This is a genomic window from Aeromonas sp. 600886 (genome assembly GCF_049174935.1).
In the GTDB taxonomy this organism is placed as follows: Bacteria; Pseudomonadota; Gammaproteobacteria; order Enterobacterales; family Aeromonadaceae; genus Aeromonas; species Aeromonas veronii_A.
Genome location: NZ_JAAKUB010000036.1, coordinates 1 through 20617, shown reverse-complemented (window position 1 = coordinate 20617; position 20617 = coordinate 1). Strand labels below are relative to the sequence as shown.

The 20617-nt window shown below is 50.4% G+C and carries 15 protein-coding genes and 1 pseudogene; 10 read left to right on the top strand and 6 right to left on the bottom strand.

Annotated elements, in window-relative coordinates:
* Positions 1–242 precede the first annotated feature (242 nt).
* The 3 genes from G5179_RS19870 to G5179_RS19860 all read left to right on the top strand — a co-directional run bounded on the left by G5179_RS19870 (position 243) and on the right by G5179_RS19860 (position 5305).
* Positions 243–1919 carry an Ig-like domain-containing protein gene (locus G5179_RS19870; protein WP_421258976.1) on the top strand — a complete coding sequence of 559 codons (1677 nt, stop codon included), beginning with the start codon at positions 243–245 and terminating at the stop codon, positions 1917–1919.
* A gap of 477 nt (positions 1920–2396) precedes the next feature.
* Positions 2397–3143 carry a hypothetical protein gene (locus G5179_RS19865; RefSeq protein ID WP_216953520.1) on the top strand — a complete coding sequence of 249 codons (747 nt, stop codon included), beginning with the start codon at positions 2397–2399 and terminating at the stop codon, positions 3141–3143.
* A complete protein-coding gene (locus G5179_RS19860; protein WP_421258975.1) occupies positions 3140–5305 on the top strand; it encodes a putative bifunctional diguanylate cyclase/phosphodiesterase in 2166 nt (721 codons plus the stop codon). Before G5179_RS19865 ends, G5179_RS19860 begins: the two co-directional genes overlap by 4 nt.
* A 75-nt stretch (positions 5306–5380) precedes the next feature.
* On the opposite strand, the gene G5179_RS19855 is transcribed toward G5179_RS19860, so the two are convergent.
* Both G5179_RS19855 and G5179_RS19850 read right to left on the bottom strand, forming a co-directional pair.
* Positions 5381–5692, bottom strand: a complete 312-nt coding sequence (locus G5179_RS19855; RefSeq protein ID WP_216953522.1) for a hypothetical protein — start codon at positions 5690–5692, stop codon at positions 5381–5383.
* Between the two features lie 85 nt (positions 5693–5777).
* Positions 5778–6494 (bottom strand): winged helix-turn-helix domain-containing protein, encoded by a 717-nt coding sequence (locus G5179_RS19850; protein WP_421258974.1) that lies wholly within the window; start codon positions 6492–6494, stop codon positions 5778–5780.
* A 1065-nt stretch (positions 6495–7559) separates the two neighbouring features.
* On the opposite strand from G5179_RS19850, the gene G5179_RS19845 reads away from it, so the two are divergent.
* Positions 7560–7937 (top strand): winged helix-turn-helix domain-containing protein, encoded by a 378-nt coding sequence (locus G5179_RS19845; RefSeq protein ID WP_216953524.1) that lies wholly within the window; start codon positions 7560–7562, stop codon positions 7935–7937.
* Positions 7938–8196: 259 nt separating this feature from the next.
* Here G5179_RS19845 and G5179_RS19840 read toward each other — a convergent pair.
* Positions 8197–8468 (bottom strand): annotated as a pseudogene (locus G5179_RS19840) (hypothetical protein); the annotation flags it as partial.
* Between the two features lie 220 nt (positions 8469–8688).
* On the opposite strand from G5179_RS19840, the gene G5179_RS19835 reads away from it, so the two are divergent.
* The 5 genes from G5179_RS19835 (at position 8689) to rplY (ending at position 15971) form a co-directional block, all read left to right on the top strand.
* Positions 8689–9966, top strand: a complete 1278-nt coding sequence (locus tag G5179_RS19835; protein ID WP_421258973.1) for an HD domain-containing phosphohydrolase — start codon at positions 8689–8691, stop codon at positions 9964–9966.
* A 121-nt stretch (positions 9967–10087) separates the two neighbouring features.
* The gene (locus tag G5179_RS19830; protein ID WP_227342797.1) at positions 10088–10507 is read left to right on the top strand and encodes a CBS domain-containing protein; all 420 of its coding nucleotides are present in this window, start codon (positions 10088–10090) and stop codon (positions 10505–10507) included.
* Between the two features lie 217 nt (positions 10508–10724).
* Positions 10725–14639 carry an ATP-dependent RNA helicase HrpA gene (hrpA, locus tag G5179_RS19825; RefSeq protein WP_421258972.1) on the top strand — a complete coding sequence of 1305 codons (3915 nt, stop codon included), beginning with the start codon at positions 10725–10727 and terminating at the stop codon, positions 14637–14639.
* A 95-nt stretch (positions 14640–14734) separates the two neighbouring features.
* Positions 14735–15568: a hypothetical protein gene (locus G5179_RS19820; RefSeq protein ID WP_421258971.1), complete on the top strand. Its 834-nt coding sequence runs from the start codon at positions 14735–14737 to the stop codon at positions 15566–15568.
* Between the two features lie 115 nt (positions 15569–15683).
* Entirely contained in the window at positions 15684–15971 is a 288-nt protein-coding gene (gene rplY, locus G5179_RS19815) for a 50S ribosomal protein L25 (RefSeq protein ID WP_005345280.1), read from the top strand.
* An 89-nt stretch (positions 15972–16060) separates the two neighbouring features.
* On the opposite strand, the gene G5179_RS19810 is transcribed toward rplY, so the two are convergent.
* On the bottom strand, positions 16061–16459 hold the full coding sequence (locus G5179_RS19810; protein WP_216953528.1) for a MerR family transcriptional regulator: 399 nt from the start codon (positions 16457–16459) through the stop codon (positions 16061–16063).
* Between the two features lie 122 nt (positions 16460–16581).
* Here G5179_RS19810 and G5179_RS19805 point away from each other — a divergent pair, with 122 nt between their 5' ends.
* Positions 16582–17745, top strand: a complete 1164-nt coding sequence (locus tag G5179_RS19805) for an acetyl-CoA C-acyltransferase (protein WP_421258970.1) — start codon at positions 16582–16584, stop codon at positions 17743–17745.
* On the opposite strand, the gene G5179_RS19800 is transcribed toward G5179_RS19805, so the two are convergent.
* Positions 17742–18965, bottom strand: coding sequence for an EAL and HDOD domain-containing protein (locus tag G5179_RS19800; RefSeq protein ID WP_216953530.1), 1224 nt, complete (start codon positions 18963–18965; stop codon positions 17742–17744). The two genes, G5179_RS19805 and G5179_RS19800, sit on opposite strands and share 4 nt — an antisense overlap.
* 116 nt (positions 18966–19081) lie before the next feature.
* On the bottom strand, positions 19082–20338 hold the full coding sequence (locus G5179_RS19795) for an OmpP1/FadL family transporter (RefSeq protein ID WP_421258969.1): 1257 nt from the start codon (positions 20336–20338) through the stop codon (positions 19082–19084).
* Positions 20339–20617: the final 279 nt, after the last annotated feature.

The following is a 20617-nucleotide window of genomic DNA, read 5'->3' as shown; positions in this document are numbered from 1 at the left end:
GCCATCACCAGCCCCGGCTGGATGGGCATGATATCCGGACCATCGCCCGCAGCAAGAGGTTGATGGTTATCGGATGGATAACGGGTTGTCCTGCCTTGCCAGGGAAGGTGAGGTGGGCACATCAATCAGTAATACAGGGCGCCCGCGGGCGCCCACCATTTTAATCAGCTTGGCCTGTAAAAATGGCGAGGCTGGCTAGTTACAGCAGGTGATGGTGCTGTCGTAAACCGGAGAGTGTTTGAATGAAGGTGATATCTCGTTATTTGTCATATCTGGCACTGTGGATGGTGCTGTGGCAAACGACAGGAGCAATGGCCGAAAGTGCCAACACCCTGTCGGTGCAGGGGCGTGCGCCAGTGGCATCTGGCGTGACACTGACTGGCCCGGCGGCGCCCTTGGTGGGGGATACCCTGCTGGGAACATATACCTTTAATGACCTGGATACCGACGAGGAACAGGGCAGTGTATTGCGCTGGCTGAATAATAGTGACATCGAACTCGCCAGAGGTGATCGCTATCTGTTGACCGATGCCGAGCGTGGCAAACAGCTTCGCTTTGCTGTCATCCCGGCCACCAATCAGGCGGTGACCGATCCGTTCGAGGGGATCGAGACAAGCAGTTCGCTCTCTGCGGTGGTGCAGGGGCGGCCAGACCCCGCCAAATCCACCTTCAGTGTCGACAAGTCCACCATAGTGGCGGATGGGGTTGATAATGCAGTTCTGATGCTGACCCTCAAAGACGACAATCAAACACCGGTAACCGGCATCAGTGATCGGGTGGAGCTAGGTTATAGCGGTGTGGATACAGATGTTATCTCCCTGATGGAAAACGACCGGGGCAATGGCATCTATGAGTACATCCTGACGGGGACCAAGTCTGGCGTTGTCACCCTGATGCCACAGCTGGATGGCGCTCCCTTGACCACACTTCCTCCATCACTGCAGGTGACTCTGGCCGCCAACCCAGCTACCGCGAGAGTGGCCCAACTGGTGACCACCACTGACAATCAGCCTGCGGATAACGTCAGCGCTGACCTGCTGACAGCGACTGTGCATGATATTGAGGGGAACCCCATGCAGGGCGCTAGCGTGGTATGGTCGCATGGCAGCACCACGGCAACCTTGGGCGCAGCGACAAGTGTGACCGACAGTAATGGTCTGGCAACAGTGACCCTCATCAACACCCGGGCTGAGAGGGTCGCCGTGACGGCAAGGGCTGAAGCCAATTCTGGTGACACGGGCATGACCAGTAATGCCAACTTCGCACTCTATCCGGTGCTCGATACATTAGCCGTGGGGACCAATAATCAGCCCGCCAATAATAAGGCCTGGAACACAATAGTGGCCACATTCAAAGACCTTGCTGGGTCGGTTCTGGCAAATGTGCCGATCACTGTGCAGTTCAGTGCTGACAAGGGCACCGCCACGTTCGATAACGAGTCGCCATGGACGACCACTACCAATGACGTTGGTGAGGTGATCGTGTCACTGCGCAGCAGCGTGGTTGAGGATGTGGAGGTGACGCTATATGCGAAAAATAGCGATACCGTGCAAAAAGCGGCAACGGTCAGCTTTACAGAATTGATGATAACAAGATTCCTCAAGCCGGATCCGGCCACCATGAATTGGCTGGATGCCGACAACTACTGCAATAGCATCGGACGCCGTCTACCGACGGTAGCTGAATTGCAGGCATTGTTTGTCGAGATATCTCCTTCTTCTGGTGAGAATTATGCCTTGTGTCATGTTCATGGATGGCCACTGGCTAACAAGTGTGGTGGCTCTTTCGATGACTATTGGACGAGTGAGACGTACGACCCTCTTGCTGTTAGTGCACATGCCGCCGTCTATATGCACACTGGTCTCGTTGGTGGATTCGGTGACACACAGCCTAGCCAGGTAGCGTGCATACGTCGTTGAGGAGGCCTTGTTTCCCGGAACGATACCGATTGAATGGAACTAACCGGGGATAGTGGTGATGTGATCACCATTATCCCCTCAATATTGCACTGCGGTTATTCACGCCATCACTACTGAACAACAAGAGTGATATCCATATACTACAGCTCGTTGAGCTTGGAATGGTTATAAAACCAACCCCATGCAGAAGTACAAATATGAAAGCTATCAGAGGACGGTTGCCGAGTTTTAATATATGTGGCTCAAAAAATAGAGCCTGAAGAATAAAACTTCACGTTGTAAAAAGATCATTCTTGGAGATTCAATCATTTGTATGGTTATCCATAAAATCGCATTAAATCAATGCGTTATGTTGCCATTATCTGTCTTGGTGAGTGGTTTTTATTATTTTATTAATCATCATCTTTTTGATGGCTCAACTTAAAATCTCAATCTGCCAAATTTGAAACATCATAGACCGGTCAGATTGGGGATGAAATGGAACAGGATAACAGTTGGAACATCGGTGAGGATGATATTGAGTGGTGGAATAGCTACACTCGATTATTTGTACAGGATATTTATAGCAAAGATCCTAAAAAAAGAATGGCTGGTTTCTATTTTAGACCACTCAGTATGGAGGCGGCTTCATTCTATCATTCCTGTGATCACGATTTGCTTTTGATGATCACCTGTGTACAAATGTCACTTCTTGAAGAGTGTTGCAAGGCATATCATCAAGCTGGACGTCGGCCATGTCAGTTATTTTTTAAGGCTGAACCACGAGTATTATCAAAAATATCTAGCCAGCTAATAGCATTGATGGATAGTCTGCGCTCTCAAAAGATAGAGTTGATTCTTGACTTGAATTTACCATATCATAAAAATGATAAGGAGTGGCAAAAGTCACTATTTAAAATAGTCGATAGTGGCCATATGGTTTGTCTGGGAGGGTATAACTGGAAAGATAACGAACCCAGAGATTTCCAGGTGGTTAAAGAACTATTTAAATATGTCAGATTAGGACCGCCTCCGTCTAATTTGGCGGAAGTTAATCACTTTATTGATACCTGCTTCTATGTTAAAGAAAAACTGGCAATGCAACTCATATTAGATAGAGTGCAAAGTCAGACAGATCTGGATATAGCTTGTCGGACACCATTTTTTGCATTGATGGGCGATTATATTTCAACTGCTCATTTAGCAAAAAATCTGGATGATGTCTCCTATAAGGTCATGTTATGAGTGCCATCAAGAATACTACACTTGTTATTGCATTGTGTACATTAACACTCTGTAATATGATTTATCAAGATGTATTCCATACATTGAAAAATGATGGGCATCATCATTCTGAATACAGCATTATCTGGGCACCTAATGCTTATCTGGTATTTTTTCTATGGGCATTTGGTCGCTGCATAGATAAGACAATATCACTAATATCAATTTTCATGACAGTAATAGGGTTCAACTTACTCTATTTTAGTAGCCAAAATTATCCTATGGGAATGGGGTCTTATTGGTCATCATTGATAATGTATGCTGTCAATAACACTGTATTTATCATTGGCTTTCTATTTGTGTTGAATTTTTGGCAATCATCAATATCTTTTCTTTCAAAAGACAATGAAGTGCTATCATTTTTATGGCTCCATTTTGGTGGAGCCTTATGTACTCTTATTGCAAGTGTATCTGTCCTGGTTTTCCCTAGTTCCTCAGAAAAATTGGTATATCAGCTGTTTTCCGCAAACCTAATGGCATTTACCTTTTTTACATCATATCTTTTTTTGTCAGAGCAATTCATTCCTGACAACAAAAACCTGAAGATGATGAACTTTTGTTTATTGGTGTCACTGTCATCAATTGTTTTTTTTATAGTAAATGAGTTTTTTCATACCTTATCAAAGGAAACGTTTGCATTAATCTTGATGGCATCATTTATTTGTCTTTTTATTAAATCCAGACCCTATGTGAGAATTGTTATTGCGGCGTTGGTCTCAGCTTTTTGCGCTGCTGTAAATGTAGCTTTGGATTTATCTCTTTATGACTTCATTTTATTTTACAGTATATGCATTAGTACCAGCATTATCTTGATAATGCGGAAGAAAGAAACATACATTATACATGCGCTGCAGAAAACGGTAGATGAGCTTAGAAAAAGTAAGCTAATAGACCCTTTGACTGGCTTGCTTAACAGAGAGGGATTCAGGAGCGTATTAAGTGAAAAATGTAACACCAATGAAGAGTTTCTGGTCGCATATGCAGACCTTGATAAATTTAAAGAAATTAATGATTTTATGGGACACGCTGCCGGTGATCTTGTATTAAAGATATCTTCAGCAAGAATGTCATCAATCTTAGGTATGAATAGCCCTGTCGCACGCCTTGGTGGTGATGAGTTTGCTTTTGTTATTCCTGGTGAGAAAAGTGTAGCCCTGCCGCGTTGTCAGGAACTAATCGAAAAAATAACGCAGCCCATCGCACTAGGCGAGCGCACATTTTCAATTGGTATTTCTATTGGAGTTAGCGCTTATCCCCATCAAGCAGTTGCAGTAGAAGAGTTGCTTGATAAAGCGGATATGGCCATGTATGCAGCCAAATGCTCCCATGATCGTGCACCAGTGTATTTTGAAGAAAAGATGGACTACCGAAAAAATCATGAGACATTTTATTTGCAAAGAACATTTAATATAGAGTTAATGTTGGGGGAATGCTATGCGGTATTCCAGCCGCTACACGATATTGAGCAGGGGAGAATAAAGTCATTTGAAGCATTACTGCGACATCCTAATTTTAGCACGGTTGATATAATTCAGTGGGCTGAAGATTATGGCCATATGAATGCACTGTTTGAACTTATGGTACAATGCGCAGCAAATTTTATTCTAAAGTCAGGTTATCCCGTTACAGTCAACATATCTCCCTCTCAGATCATCTTCAATTGTGGGATAATTAGAAACTTAATGGAAAAGGTGCTCATAGAATGTAAATTGCCACGAGGTTCATTAAATTTAGAAGTTACTGAGTCGGTACCAATCGTTGAGCAGTCAGTGTTCATTAATGCGGTTGGCCAAATAAAAGAACTCGGAGTAGAAGTTTACCTTGATGACTTTGGTACTGGCTATGCCTTTTTTTCTACACTAAGTATGGGGGCTTTTGATGCAATCAAGATTGATAGGAATCTAGTGTCTGGCATTAATAACTCACTATCCATGCAGCGCCTTTTGAACTCCATATTAACTTATGCGAACGAAGCGGGTATGTACGTTATCGCTGAGGGTGTTGAAGAAGAAGACGAGCTTTGGGTGTTGAAAAACTTGGGGGTAAAATATGTGCAAGGGTACTATTTCTCAAAACCAATGAAAGAAGAGGCCATGTTAAGCTACATAAAAAATTGGCTCTAAGCCGATAAAGAAGGAGTCAATCGATATAAAATTAAAAGCTATGCTACTTAATATTATTGGCTAGCAAGAATAGCATTACCAAAATCCCAACTTGCCAGCCATATTTACCTTGTAAACACGATACGATGGGTTTCTTAGAAGAACCCAATCGTATTGCCCCGCATGAATTTGCTTCGCCGAGTATATATGAGCATCGGTAAACCTTACATTTAGACCATCATCAAAATCGAATATAGGTTTGGATAGTTCTTTTGAATAAACTACAAAAAAAAACAAATCGTCTTTCTTTTTTGCCAAGATTCCTTTAAAAAGTTTTTTCTCTCCACTAATCTTGTTCCATGCGATTGTTTCTACAATGCCGAATCGACATGTGCTTATATATTTCATCTTTACATCATTTGCCTCTGAGTTATAATTGCACCCCATACCATTGATAACCGGAATAATAATATAAGTATGGAGGACTATGAAACTAGTCAACGCTATGAACTTTAATGTCTTGATCATTGTTGTCATATCCATAAAGATAAAGACCAGATTTCTTTTGTATATTTTCAGATATTGACTTTTGCTTGCTTTTATTTAGCTCAAAAACGCCACATATCTTTGTTTTTTCACTTAACTGATAGCAGTAAAGCTCACCTGAAGAAAAGAAATATATGATACCTAATGACAGGATCGCTACGCAATACAGCGAGAATAGTGTTTTGACAAATATTTTTTTAAAATAACTGGCATGATTTTCTTGCGCTATGATCTTTGCGTTAATTTTGGCCATATCAATAATGGCCTCATCTACTTCATCTGAACTTGATTCGGTTGCTTTATTCTCTGTATTTATCTCATTTTTATTTTTTGACGAGTCACAAGGAGGTTGCAGAGCAATCATGCTAGATTGGATCTTGTCTGCTGCGCCATGAAGTATATAACCTCTCCGGTGAACGGTTTCTATCTTAAAAGCCCCGTCAGTTTCTTGTAGTACTTTTCTGATGTTTTTTATAGCAACTGCCAATGAATTGGGAGAGACGAACTTGTTAGGCCACCCTTCTTCAATCAGTTCCTCTTTACTGGAAAACTGATTTAATTTTTTTAGTAAAGCGGAAAAAATCAGTGTCTCGCTTTTGCTTAATCGAGCAATCACTTCTGAGTTCCATGTGACGTCACCTGAGACGGGGTTGTAGTCCAGCATGCAAAACCACCAATGATTAAATTTTACGTTATAAACAAGGCTCTCATCCAGTGAAAGCTAATCCTTAGACCTCTATCTACGGTAGCCTTACTTTTAGTGATTCTATAAGTAACATTACTATAGTTGCAATACTCTTATTCAAGCACCCTGTATATTATTTGTTCTCAATAGTGAGATATCGCTCATCATAGTTTCAGTATTAATTAGTTTATCTAATCCATTAATTATAGAAAATTTTAAGTGAGGTGTCTCACTATAAACCTTGACACAAATCTTAACCGTTTATTAGTTGCGTAGTTTTACAACAGATGGAGATGTTTATAAAGCAAAATAAGCAGGATGTGAGAAGTTGCTTTGATTGTCATCTGAATATTTATTGTTGTGGTAAATTTCTTGGTGTTATATTAACTTGTTAGTGGTTGTTGATAATGCTGTTAAATATATGCCAGCTTGACAATAAATATTAAATCATGTCTAGTTTAAATCTGGCTTGATACGTTATGGTAAATAAAGCTATCAAGTGACTGGTAGACATATCTAATGTCGGTTCCTGAGATAATCAGAGGCGGTAACGTAAAAATACAGTTATCAAAGCTGGTGACAACTCTCTGCGATGATCTGGCAAATAGCTACATAGCTATCGGATAATAGATAGATCTAAATTAACTCCCTATTAAATCATATCTTTTCATGTAAATTTGCGTCGAATCAGCATTATATTTAACCAGCATTGTATTCTTTATGTCATGTGAGGATACTCATGAACTCTTTTTATATATCAGTGATATAAGATTAATTAAGTCGTTATTTCATGGTTTTGAGTATTGAATAATACAGGAGATGGCCTTTGAAAAGGTTGCCTGTTACTGAGCATTCGGAGTGATGAATGAACAATAAAATTACTATGACAGATGAGATGGTGTTGATGTAACTAATTGAAAAGGAAGGATTTTTTATTTTTATAAATTTATTATTTTAGCATCACTACATTTTGATTAAAACATAGGATTATTGCTGCTTAGTTATCAGGCATATGTGAATCTGTATTGGTCGAGGTGAAATGATATGTATATAAAAATGGTAAATAGAGATAAGGGAGTTACCTTTGATCTTCAAAATGGTATTGTCGAATACAAAGCATTGGGGGGATTGTTGGTACAGTCTAGGCTGGGTAAAAAAGACAGGGATGTATTGATTTATTTGATAAATAACGTAGGGCGATTGATCTCAAAAGATGAAATTTTACATAGTGTATGGACTAATCGTATTGTCTGCGACAATACCGTTTCGGTTTCATTGTCAAATATTAGAAAGTTCTTGAGGAAAGCAGATGAAGATTGCTCATGCCTGACAAATGTCTCTGGGTCTGGTTATATATTCAATCCAGCCAAATCGGGATTTAGATTAGAAAAACAACTGAAAGTAAATGAGTTTGCTGTTTGATTATTGATATTTATTGTCGGTGCTGGTTATTAATTATATTGGTGAGGCCATTGCTGTAAGGGTTACTGTTAGTATGAAATAGTCGTGGCAAGCTACAGTAGCCCAACGCCATTTCACGAAAAATACTGAAGCATGATAAAGTTCAGGTATGAATACGCTGTCAAGCCTTATTTTAACTATCTTGCCAATCAGGAATTATATTTTTCGGTTTGTGGAACGTGGAATATTATTGTTTTTATCTATGGATAACTGCAGAAAATTAATGCCTGGTTGTACAGCTCAAAGATGTGATATCAACATGCACGATCTCTATTTGTTCTCGCTGGTCACCAAGACAGAAAACCAGATTGATGAAGACAGCATAACCTCTCGCCTGCTTTTCATATCTGAAACCTCTTCAGCCATCCGAAGCACCGCGCGACTGCATTTAGCTGCAATAACGAGCTTTGTTTAACACCAGTGTGCGGAACCTTATGGTGTCGCGACTGCTCGCACATGCTGTGCGATGATCGCTTTTATCCTTCTACGCCGGTTGGGTGTATCCCGGCAATGCCATCGAGCAGCAGGTCTTGTTCGCGTGAAAGAGGCCCGGTTGAGCGGTAGTAGGGATACAAGGGCTCTATAAGCCTCTTTGCACTGCTTTTTGCAAAACCGTGATGAGGTAAACCATGGGATTAATGACTAGATTTATCAGTAGCAAGGAGTAAAACGACACCCTTGCATCATCACAAAACAGCATGGGACAGGGATCATGAACAGAGCGCAGGAAGCCGGTTCGTGCTCGCTTCAGGTGGATCTCAGACAGGTCGTTTATGCCTTGTCTGCGTCACTGGATCTGGTAGGAATTGGCGATGTGGCCCATGGTAAACGGGTCGGGATCATGGCGGCCGAGTGTGGTCGGGTATTGGGGCTGGATACAGCTGAATGTTGTTTGTTGTTTGAGCTCGGCGTGCTGCACGATATTGGTGTCTCCTCGACCATCACCCATCACCATCTGGTTAGTGAGTTCGATTGGGAGTCCTCCCAGCGTCACTGCGAGGTAGGATATCAGCTGCTCAAGGATTTCCGCTTGCTGGCCCCGTTGGCACTGCCTATCCGTTATCATCATACCCACTGGCATCTCTTGCGCGAGATGGCCGATGTGGACCCCCAGGTTGCTCGTCAGGCCAACCTTATCTTTCTGGTGGATCGTTGCGATGCGCTGACTGCCCCATTCTATGGCGATGGCTCATTGTTAATGCATACACACGAGATCCGTGCTCGCCTGCAGGATTGCCGTGACGAATTCTTTGCCACCGATCTGTTGGATGGTTTTCTCCAAGCCTCTCGCTCGGAGGCGTTCTGGTTGCAACTGGAGGCGCGAGCCATCAATGATTACATGCACGAGATGCTGAGGCTGCGGGAGTCCTGCATCACCGATAATGGTGAGCTAAAAGCGTTGGCCAGGATCTTCTCGGGTATCGTTGATGCCAAAAGTCCATTCACTATGACGCACTCCCTCGGAGTGAGCCGTCTTTCGCGTGCCCTGGCCGAGCGGCTGGGGGTTAGTAGTGTCCATTGTGACATGCTCGAAATTGCAGGGTTGTTGCATGATCTCGGCAAGTTGAGGGTTCCTGATGAAATATTGGACAAACCTGCCGGCTTGACGCCGGAGGAGCGGGCAATCATCAATACCCACAGTTTCGAAACCTACCAGATCCTGCGTCATATCGAAGGGTTTGAGGGGATAGCCTGCTGGGCGGCCTATCACCATGAGGAGCCTGACGGGGAGGGCTATCCGTTCCATCTGCCGGCATCCGCCATGGCGCTCGAAGCGCGCATCCTGCGGGTGGCCGATATTTTCCAGGCCATGGTGCAGGACAGACCTTATCGACGTGGGCTGCCTGCTCGTGATGCTCTGGCTTTTATGCATCAACTGGCGGCTCAGGGTCGGGTAGATCCTGTCGTGGTGGCGACGTTGGCGGATTATCTGCCACAGATGATGGCTGCGGCCATGCCGGCCAATGAAAACAGATATGCAATCGGTTGATGGGGGAGGAGAGGCTGACCCATCCGGCAGTGAGCCAGCTATGCTTGGAGCAAGCCGTGCGTGGTGCCGGTACTGACGCGCAAGACGCCAGCCTGATTGGACTATGGATAGGGGAATTGATATGGAATCGCTAAAAGCCAGGGATTATATGCAGAGCAGACCTATAACCTTCACTGCAGACATGATGGTGCAGGCTGCGGTCGAGAAATTTTTGAACAGTCACCAGTTGGGAGGGCCAGTGGTGGATGGGCAGGGACACTTGATCGGCTGGATCTCCGAGCAGGATTGCATTGCAGTGATGCTCAAGGAAGCTTATCACTGTGAGCAGGTCGCTCAGGTCAAGGATGTGATGCGCAAGGAGGTACTGACTGTTGAGCCAGATACCAGCATCCTCACCCTGGCGGAGATGATGATGGGACAGAAACCCAAGATCTATCCGGTGGTGGAGGAGGGCAGGCTGCTCGGGGTAATCAATCGCCATAATGTGATGCAGGCTATCCATGCCCAGTTGACCACCTGTTTTGTACACAATCACGGCTAAGGGCTGACCGGATGCAACATGCAACAGAAGCAGGCCAATGGCCTGCTTCATTGTTTTGGGAGATGGTGCGTTCACCCATCCGTAGCCTGGTATGGAGGCTAATTTGCCTCTCCAGTGTCTCATGTTAAGGCTTGCACCTGCTGTCTGTGCTCTTTAGGATCTCCCCCAGCTATCGATATGGCCCCCTTGTCGGGCACTCTTTTAAGGAATTCGTACCTTGTCTCTCTCTATCGAGGCGCTGCGCCGCCGTCTCTCTGCCTGCATGAACCTCGACGCCCGCCGTCTCTCCAGCCGTCTGCACGGTGCCAAGAAGTTGCCCGAGGGCAAACAGGCTGCGGTACTCGAGACCATTGCCGCCGATCTGGATGCGGCGCAGGCGCGTTACCAGTCCCGTTTGGCGGGCGTACCCAAGGTCACCTATCCGGACAACTTGCCGGTCAGTCAGAAGCAGGCGGAGATCGCCAAAGCCATTGAAGAGCATCAAGTGGTGATCATCGCCGGGGAAACCGGCTCGGGTAAAACCACCCAGATCCCCAAGATCTGTCTGGCGCTCGGGCGTGGGGTCAAGGGCTTCATCGGCCACACCCAGCCGCGCCGTCTGGCGGCCCGCACTGTGGCGGCCCGTATTGCCGAGGAGATGGAGTCCGAACTCGGTCACTACGTGGGTTACAAGGTGCGCTTTACCGATCAGGTGAGCGAGCAGACCCACATTAAGCTGATGACTGACGGTATTTTGCTGGCGGAGATCCAGAACGACCGGATGCTCACCCAGTACGACACCATCATCATCGATGAGGCCCACGAGCGCAGCCTCAATATCGACTTCATTCTGGGCTATCTCAAGCAACTGCTGCCCAAGCGCCCGGATCTCAAGGTGATCATCACCTCGGCCACCATCGACCCGCAACGTTTCTCCCGCCATTTCAACAAGGCGCCGGTGATCGAGGTCTCCGGCCGCACTTATCCGGTGGAGGTGCGCTACCGTCCACTATTTGTTGATAAAAAAAGCAGTGACAAGAGCGAAGGGCTGGAGGAGCGCGACGAGCTGCAGGGGATCTTCGATGCGGTGGAAGAGCTGGCCCGTGAGGGGCTGGGGGACATCCTTATCTTCATGAATGGCGAGCGGGAGATCCGCGATACCGCCGATGCCCTGCGCAAACTCAACCTGCGCGATACCGAGGTGCTGCCGCTCTACGCTCGCCTCTCCAACGCCGAGCAGAACAAGGTGTTCCAGCAACATGCCGGACGGCGCATCGTGCTCGCCACCAACGTGGCGGAGACCTCGCTGACGGTGCCGGGCATTCGCTACGTCATCGATCCGGGCACCGCCCGCATCAGCCGTTACTCCTGGCGTACCAAGGTGCAGCGACTGCCCATCGAGCCGGTCTCTCAGGCCAGCGCCAACCAGCGTAAAGGGCGTTGCGGTCGGGTGGCGGACGGCATCTGTATCCGCCTCTACTCGGAGGAGGATTTCAATAGCCGTCCCGCCTTTACCGACCCCGAGATCCTGCGTACCAACCTGGCCTCCGTCATCCTGCAGATGCTGGCGCTCGGCCTTGGCAATATGGAGGCTTTCCCCTTCGTCGAGCCACCCGAGTCGCGCCATATCAAGGATGGCCTGACTCTCTTGAAAGAGCTGGAGGCGGTGCGCGAGCTGCCCGCCACCGGCGAGCGCGAAGCGAAGTTGCAGCTGACCGAGACCGGTCGCCAGCTCTCGCGCATCCCCCTTGATCCGCGTTTGGCGAAGATGGTGATCAGCGCGGCGCAGACCGGCTGCCTGAGCGAGGTGATGGTGATCACCGCGGCCCTCAGCATTCAGGATCCCCGCGAGCGGCCCATGGAGAAGAAGCAGGCCGCCGACGAGCAGCACAGACGCTTTGAGGACAAGGATTCCGACTTCCTTGCCTTCGTCAATCTGTGGAACTACCTGAAAGAGCAGCAGGATGCCCTGGGCAGCAACCCGTTCCGCCGCATGTGCCAGAAGGAGTTTCTCTCCTACCTGCGGGTGCGTGAATGGCAGGACATTCACTTCCAGCTGCGTCAGACGGTCAAGGAGCTGGGTTTTAAAGCCAACCATGAACCTGCAGATTTCAAGACGGTGCACTGCGCGCTGCTGACCGGCCTCTTGAGCCATATCGGCAACAAGGATCTGGAAAAACCGGAGTTTCTCGGCGCCCGCAACGGCCGCTTCCACCTGTTCCCGGCCTCGGGTCTGTTCAAGAAGCCGCCCAAGTGGGTGATGGCCGCAGAATTGGTGGAAACCTCGCGCCTCTACGCCCGTATCAACGCCAAAATTGAGCCCGAGTGGGTGGAGCCGCTGGCAGGCCACCTCATCAAGCTGCACCACAGCGACCCTCACTGGTCGAAGAAAAACGGCGCCGTAATGGCCAAGGAGAAGGTGACCCTCTATGGTCTGACCCTGGTCAACGAGCGCACCATCAACTTCAGCCGTATCGATCCGGCGCTGTGTCGTGAGCTGTTTATCCGCCGCGCGCTGGTGGAGGGGGATTTCGAGACCCGTCACCGTTTCTTCAGCGATAACCGCAAGCTCTTGGCCGAGGTGGAGGCGCTGGAGCACAAATCTCGTCGGCGCGACATCCTGGTGGATGACGAGGACTTGTTCCGCTTCTACGATGCCCGTTTGCCGGAGGATGTGATATCAAGCCACCACTTCGACAAGTGGTGGAAAGAGGCGCAAAAGCGGGATCCCGAGCAGCTCAACTTCGAAAAAGAGATGCTGATGAAGGGGGACGCCGCCCACATCAGCGATCTCGACTACCCCAACTTCTGGCAGCAGGGGCGCCTCAAGCTCAAGCTGACCTATCAGTTCGAGCCGGGGGAGGCCGCCGATGGTGTGACCCTGCATATTCCGCTTCCGCTCCTGAATCAGGTGGAGGTGAAGGGGTTTGAGTGGCTGATCCCCGGGCTGCGCCATGAGCTGTTGGTGGCCCTCATCAAGTCGATGCCCAAGCCGATGCGCAAGAACTTCGTGCCGGCGCCAAACTATGCCGATGCGCTGCTTGCCAGCATCAACCCCGAGCAGGGGCCGCTCTTGGACGAAATGGAGCGCCAGCTGCGCCGCATGACCGGCGTGACCGTGCCCCGTGAATCCTGGGACTGGGCTGCGGTGCCCGATCACCTGAAACTCACCTTCCGCGTGGTGGATGACAAGCACAAGAAGGTGGCGGAAGGCAAAGATCTGGAGGCATTGAAAGAGTCCCTGCGTGGCAAGGTGCAGGAGACCCTGTCACAAGTGGCGGATGATGACATCGAGCAGTCCGGCCTCACCCTGTGGAGCTTTGGCGAGTTGCCTCAGGAGTACAGCCAGAAGCGCGGCGGCTTCGAGGTGAAAGCCTATCCGGCCTTGGTAGACGAGAAAGATTCGGTCGCCATCCAGCTGGTGGAGAGCCCTGTGGTGCAGCAGCAGCTGATGTGGGCCGGTCAGCGCCGGCTGGTGCTGCTCAACGTGCCATCTCCTATCAAGTATCTGCAGGAGAAGCTGCCCAACAAGGCCAAGCTGGGGCTCTATTTCAACCCGTTTGGCAAGGTGGCGGAGCTGATTGATGACTGTATCGCCTGTGGCTGCGACAAGCTGATCGAGCAACATGGCGGGCTGGCCTGGGACGAGGCCGGTTTCGAGGCGCTCAAGGAGTTTGTCCGTGCCGAGCTCAACGATGCGGTGGTGGAGGTGGCCAAGCAGGTGGAAGCCGTGCTGACCCTCTCCCACGAGATCAAAAAGCGGCTCAAGGGCAAGATGCAGCTCGATACCGCCTTTGCCATGTCCGATATCCAGCAGCAGCTCGGCAACCTCATCCACAAGGGCTTTGTCACCGAGACCGGCTGGCAGCGGTTGCCTGATTTGCTGCGCTATCTGCGCGCCATCGAGCGTCGCCTGGAGAAGCTCGCCATCGATCCCAACCGGGATCGGGTCTATATGCTCAAAGTGCACAGCGTGGAGTCGGAGTACAAGGCGCTGCTCGCCAAGATCCCCAAATCCCAGCTGATCCCGGCCGAGGTGGTCAATATCCGCTGGATGATTGAGGAGCTGCGGGTGTCGTTCTTTGCCCAGAATCTGGGGACCCCTTACCCGGTCTCAGATAAACGTGTGCTTAACGCCATTGCTCAGTGCTAAGCTGCTATCTAACTGTTTTAACAGCATGATAGCGGGTGATGAGAAGGGGTTGCCGGTCAGGTCGCCCCTTCAAACCGCAAGTCAGGGAGGCAAGGATGCTGGGGATCTGGTTGAGTGTGGCGCAGGTGGTGATCAGCGGTTATCAACCCATCGCGGAACAAACCTGGGTGCAGTTGAACCCGGAATATTACCCGCTGGCGCGCACGCCACCAGCGATGTTTGTGGCCTGGCGTGGCAATCAGTTTCCGCCGCTGGCCCAAAAGCAGAAGCATGGTCGCTGGCAGATCCTCTTTCCCGCTCGGCTGGTCCCCCCTTTCGATCTGTTCGAGGGGGAGGCGCAGCTCTCCAAAACCTATCTGGCAAGACTGCGGCGCATCGACGAGATGGCTTACGGGGTCGCCCCCGGCCAGGTCGCTGCAACCGTGCAGCATGGCAGTGTTTCACCTTTTGAGCCATCGCAACCCATAGTGCCCTTTATCGCCGAGTTCAACGTTCCTCGTGCCATGCCGGTTCAGTTGGCGGTCGCCCCCCGCTACGAAGCAGAGCCATTGCTGGCGTTGCTTGGTGCCGCAGTTGGCGAGAGGGGGAGTCGCAGTGATGGTCTGCTGGCGGCCAGCGTGTCATCTGATAGCACCACACTGACACTCTCTGCGCCGGCGGTTGGCGAGGGGCGCTCAGTGTGCCATCGGGTCGCGGCGGGTGAGACGCTGTGGCGCATCGCCAATCAGCTATCCAGCAGGGTGGGGGCAGATACTTACAGCTATCTGCTGGCCTTGGCCGCAGAAAACAGGGCGGGCCTCGGTAACAGTATCCGGGTCAAAACCGGGGAGGGGCTCTACTGTCCTCGCGCCGAGACGCTTGCGCAGTTTGATGCGTTGAGTCCGGCCCAGCGGCAACAGCAATTTGCTCGTCTTGAGCAGGGGCGTTAAAGCGCGGGATGAGCCTTGTATCCGCTATTGGCCCATGGTAGTATTCGCGCTCGTTTTGCGAGGTGCTGACCGGTCGCAGTTTGCACCATACATTCCTTTAAAAGAGATACATACTATGTCTTTCGTATTCCAAGCTGAAGTCCGTTCTGACCTGGGGAAAGGTGCGAGCCGCCGCCTGCGTCAAGCTGACCAAGTTCCTGCCATCGTTTACGGTGCAGGCAAAGAAGCCCAGTCCATCACTGTTGACCACAAGAAATTCATCCTGGCCCAAGAAAAGCCGGAATTCTATGAGTCCGTACTGACTCTGGTTATCAACGGCGAAGAAGTTAACGTGAAAGTGAAAGCTATCCAGCGTCACCCGGTACGTTACAAGCTGGTTCACCTGGACTTCGTTCGCGTTTAATCACGAACCGTCAGGTAGCAGAAAAGCCACTCTCAGGAGTGGCTTTTTGTTATCTGAAGCATGAGAAGGGGATCTCACGGCCCCCTTCTTTAACGACCCAGTTGCTGCAATGCCTGTTGACAGCGCCGCTCCGCGGCATCCAGCTCCAGCAGCACCATCCTGATATCTTCCATCTGCTGCTGCAGCGTCTCCCGCTTTTCGGTAACCAGCCCGAGCATGGTTTGCAGCTGGGTGCGGCTGCTCTTGTCGGCATCATAAAGATCAAACAACTCCCGGATCTCGGCCAGACTGAAACCGAGCCGCTTACCACGCAGGGTCAACTTGAGACGAACCCGATCCTGCTTGCTGTAGATGCGGGTCTGCCCTTCTCTGGCGGGATTGAGTAACCCTTGATCCTCATAGAAACGGATGCTACGCGTCGTAATATCAAATTCCCGAGCCAGTTCACTGATGCTGTAGCTCCGGGCTTCATCCTTGTTTTTGTTCATATAAACTTCTTGGCGAGCTAAATCCTGCTGGCACCTTACCTAAACGTAAACTGCACTGCAACTCTTGTTCCCATGGCATAGAAAACCTATGTTATGACCATGTAACTAAAAGAGGCGGGCAAATGGATATTGCAATTGTGGCGGCAAAACGTACGCCAATGGGGGCGTTTCAAGGGGCACTGGCAGAGGTGGCGGCCCCGGAGCTGGGGGCCTGTGCCATTGCCGCTGCGTTGGCACAGGGCGGGCTTGTTCCCGAGCAGATCGATGAAGTGTTTATGGGCAATGTGCTCTCGGCAGGTGTGGGACAAGCGCCGGCAAGGCAGGCGATGTTAAAAGCGGGATTGCCAGAGAGTGTGCCTGCTACCACGGTCAACAAGGTGTGTGGCTCCGGCATGAAGGCGGTGATGCTGGCGGCAGATTCCCTTCGTCTGGGCGATAACAAGGTTGTGGTGGCTGGGGGGATGGAGAGCATGAGCAGGGCCCCCTATCTGCTGGATAATGCCCGAAATGGTTTTCGGATGGGCCATCAACAGCTGTTTGATCACCTTTTCCTCGACGGATTGCAGGATGCCTATGATGGCCAGTTGATGGGAATACACGCCCAGCGCAGCGCCGATCATGCCAGTTTGACCCGCATTGCCATGGATGAGTTTGCCCTTGCGTCGTTGCAGCGTGCCCGCGCTGCGCAGCAAGCCGGCGCGTTTGCATCCGAGCTGGCAAGTGTCTATCGCGGTGATCGCTTGTTGCTGGCCGAAGACGAACAACCGGGCAAAGGGAGGCCGGAGAAGATCCCGACCCTGAAGCCTGCATTTGGTAAAGATGGCACCATTACGGCGGCCAATTCGAGCTCCATCTCGGATGGCGCGGCGGCGCTGATATTGATGGATGGTGCCACTGCGCAAGCTTGGCAGGTACCTGTATTGGCGCGGATCGTCGGTTATCAGAGCCATGCGGCATTGCCGGCCGAGTTCACTACCGCTCCCGTTGGCGCAATATCCAGACTGCTGGCTCGTCTCGACTGGTCAGTGGATGAGGTTGACCTGTTCGAAGTCAACGAAGCCTTTGCCATGGTCACCATGCTGGCCATGAGCGGGTGCGGGATCCCCCATCACAAGGTGAATGTTCATGGTGGCGCCTGCGCATTGGGTCACCCGCTTGGCGCGAGTGGAGCACGTATTCTGGTGACGCTGATCTCGGCATTGAGGTTGCGGAGAGAGAGACGAGGCATTGCGTCTCTTTGTATCGGTGGCGGAGAGGCGACCGCTATTGCGGTAGAGATCCCTTAATCGCCGGTATCCATCGCTTGCAGTTGCTCGTTCACCCAGGTCGTTGCCGCGAGATAAAGGTGGCTTACCTTATCTTCATTCAACCCCAGGCGGGCTGTTCGGGCCGTGACTTTGGGCCAGTTGGCATTCTCGTAGTCTTCACAAAATGCGAGATAGAAACCGAGAGTGCCTTTGCGCTCGAGCAGCGCCAGCCGGATATCCTCGATCAGGGGGATAGTCCCCAGCAGCTTGTCCATCGGCTGCTCCATAAGCACATCCAGTAGCGAAAAGAGACCGGTGATAAACGCTTGCTGAGCCTGTAGGGTCGGCGCATGGGTATGCGCCAGCAACTCGCAGAAACGGGCACGGATCATCGACATCTGGTAGAGCTCGGCACTTTTCCCCTTGCCTGCACTGGTCGCAGCCACCAGTGAAACAAAACGCTTTAGCTGGGTATTGCCCAAGTATATCGCAGCCTGGCGAAACGAGGAGATGGGGTTGGCATGGCCTTTGAGATGATTGACATAGCGCAGCAACTTGAGTGACAGAGAGATATCCTGGCTGAGCAGTTGCTCGATCTTGTTGATATCGGGTTCTGTCTCGTTGACCACATTGAGCAACTGCATGACCACGACCTGGGCGGGCTCCATAGTGGCTTGTTTGACCATCTCGGGGCGGCTGAAGAAAAAGCCCTGAAACAGCTGGATCCCCAGCTTTTTGGCTCGTTCGAACTCAGCCTTGTCCTCAACTTTTTCTGCCAGATAGGTGAGTCCCAGCGCCTGATGGCGCTTGATGAACACCCTGATCTGCAACAGGGGCGTGTCACGCAGATCAAACTTGATGATGTGGATAAACGGGAGGAAGCGCTCCCAATCCGGCGACATGGTGAAGTCATCGAGTGCCAGCTGATAGCCCAGTTTGTGCAACTGCTTCACCTTTTCCAGCAGGGCATCATCTGGAGGGGCATCCTCCAGAATTTCGATCACCACCTTTTCGGGTGGCAGGCACTCGGCCAGTCCTTCCAGTAACAGTGAGTGGGGAAAATTGATAAAGCAGGGGCGGCCACCCAACAGCTGATCGATATTCTGTTGCAGAAACTGCTCGACCACCAACCGGGAGGTGGCTTGTTGTGAGGAGATGCTCGGGAAGACATTATTCAGGCTATCGCGAAAGAGCAGCTCATAGGCATGGGTATTGAGGTCTCTGTCGAGGATCGGCTGTCTGGCTACGTAGGAATACATGCCTTGCTCCAGTATGGGTACTGGGTTGATTTTATGGTGTTGCAGAACACTATGCCAGTTTTGACCCTGTTCGGTAAGGCAATAATTGGCATAGTGTTTTTCTGCAGGGAGGGAACTTAGAAGAGATAACTCATTTGGGCGCCAGCCAGCCAGGCATCTCCCTCGGAGGTGCCCTGGAAGGTGGAGGTGCTCTGCGGGTTGCCCGGTTGCAACTCCATTTTTTCAGTAACATCAACCTTCTTGCCATCGATCAGGGTTAACCCCAGATCCATGGTCAGGTTGGGGGTGAACTGATAACCCATCCCCAGGCTATACCAGATCCGGTCGGCATCAGGAATGGAGATAGTACGGCGATCCGCTGGTACTGGGCTCGCATCGTAAGCAACTCCCGAGCGCAGCTGCCACTGGGGAGTCAGTTGATAGGTCATCCCGATCGCATAGCGCCAGCTATCTTCCCAGTGTTCATCCTTGATATGCATGTTGGGCAGTGTATCCAGGTCGGCTTCCAGCTGGACAAATTTGCTCCAGTTGGTCCAGTTCAGGCTGCCATGGATCGCCAGTTTTTCGGTCAGCTGGTGAAATGCAGCAAGCTCTGCCGTTGCGGGTAGCGGAAGATCCAGAGAACCTGTGTCTTTTAGCTCCTTGCCGTTGGGCAGGCCAAGAATGGCATCACCCGAGAGTGTCAAATTGACATCGTGGCGGTATGAGAGCCCAATCCGGGTTTGCTCCGACAACTCCAGCAAGGTGCCGACATTCCAGCCCCATGCCCAGCCATCCCCTTGCAGATGTTTTGCTATCAGATTGCGAGAGGGGAAGGTGCCACCGACTTCGCCCTCGCCCTGAATAGCAGAGATCCCTGCGCCAATTGACCACATCTCATTGATGCGATAGGCAAGAGAGGTTCCCAAATCCATGGTCTTGATATCGGAAACATTGCCAAAGTGGCCGGCACTGTAGTTATCCGGCATCTTGATGCCAAGACCATAGTAAGAGGTGGCCGAGAAGCCGAGGCGCCACTGCTCATTCAGCGGGATGATGAGATAGGCGTTGGGCACCCAGGCCGAGGCCGCGATATCGTGTGCACTCGCATCGGAGGTGACGATGCCGGCTTGCGTCGGCAAACGTGTGTGGCCTTCGATATTGACGTCAGGGCTGACATAGATAGCTCCGCCAGAGAGCGCCATCTGATCGAAGCGGGTCATGGCTGCGGCATTGCGGGAGAGTACACTGGCGTTATCCGCAATGGCGGCTTCACCGGCAAAAGCGCGTCCTAGGCCCGTGGCGGATTGTTCAGCCAGCTGGAACCCGGCGGCATGGGTTTGACCCGCGATCACCAGCAGGGCGATGGCGGACGGTTTGATGATGGGATGCATGGCAAAATCCTTGCTGTTACCCGAAGGTTCAATAGGTCATATGAATGGAGGCAGGATTTTATATGGTATGACCAGTAAGGCAACGATAATGGCCTGTATCTGGATAAAACGAGATTAAATGCTGGGATGATGCACTCTAATAGATTGATTAGAAAAGAAAAATATACACGTGTGTGCTACATGTGTGCGCTGAGATGGTTTTGTCTGTCTAGTCCTGAAATAGGTTTACACATTTTCAACTAGCATTTTTCTACTCAGAACCCTCTATGTACCGCATCG

Bases quoted from the DNA above. Each gene is read 5' to 3' on its own strand.
- G5179_RS19820 (WP_421258971.1), top strand. From the start codon at position 14,735: ATGCTGGGGATCTGGTTGAGTGTGGCGCAGGTGGTGATCAGCGGTTAT.
- rplY (WP_005345280.1), top strand. From the start codon at position 15,684: ATGTCTTTCGTATTCCAAGCTGAAGTCCGTTCTGACCTGGGGAAAGGT.
- G5179_RS19845 (WP_216953524.1), top strand. From the start codon at position 7,560: ATGTATATAAAAATGGTAAATAGAGATAAGGGAGTTACCTTTGATCTT.
- G5179_RS19810 (WP_216953528.1), bottom strand. From the start codon at position 16,459: ATGAACAAAAACAAGGATGAAGCCCGGAGCTACAGCATCAGTGAACTG.
- G5179_RS19870 (WP_421258976.1), top strand. From the start codon at position 243: ATGAAGGTGATATCTCGTTATTTGTCATATCTGGCACTGTGGATGGTG.
- G5179_RS19855 (WP_216953522.1), bottom strand. From the start codon at position 5,692: ATGAAATATATAAGCACATGTCGATTCGGCATTGTAGAAACAATCGCA.
- G5179_RS19805 (WP_421258970.1), top strand. From the start codon at position 16,582: ATGGATATTGCAATTGTGGCGGCAAAACGTACGCCAATGGGGGCGTTT.
- G5179_RS19830 (WP_227342797.1), top strand. From the start codon at position 10,088: ATGGAATCGCTAAAAGCCAGGGATTATATGCAGAGCAGACCTATAACC.
- G5179_RS19795 (WP_421258969.1), bottom strand. From the start codon at position 20,338: ATGCATCCCATCATCAAACCGTCCGCCATCGCCCTGCTGGTGATCGCG.
- G5179_RS19800 (WP_216953530.1), bottom strand. From the start codon at position 18,965: ATGTATTCCTACGTAGCCAGACAGCCGATCCTCGACAGAGACCTCAAT.
- G5179_RS19860 (WP_421258975.1), top strand. From the start codon at position 3,140: ATGAGTGCCATCAAGAATACTACACTTGTTATTGCATTGTGTACATTA.
- G5179_RS19835 (WP_421258973.1), top strand. From the start codon at position 8,689: ATGAACAGAGCGCAGGAAGCCGGTTCGTGCTCGCTTCAGGTGGATCTC.
- G5179_RS19850 (WP_421258974.1), bottom strand. From the start codon at position 6,494: ATGCTGGACTACAACCCCGTCTCAGGTGACGTCACATGGAACTCAGAA.
- G5179_RS19865 (WP_216953520.1), top strand. From the start codon at position 2,397: ATGGAACAGGATAACAGTTGGAACATCGGTGAGGATGATATTGAGTGG.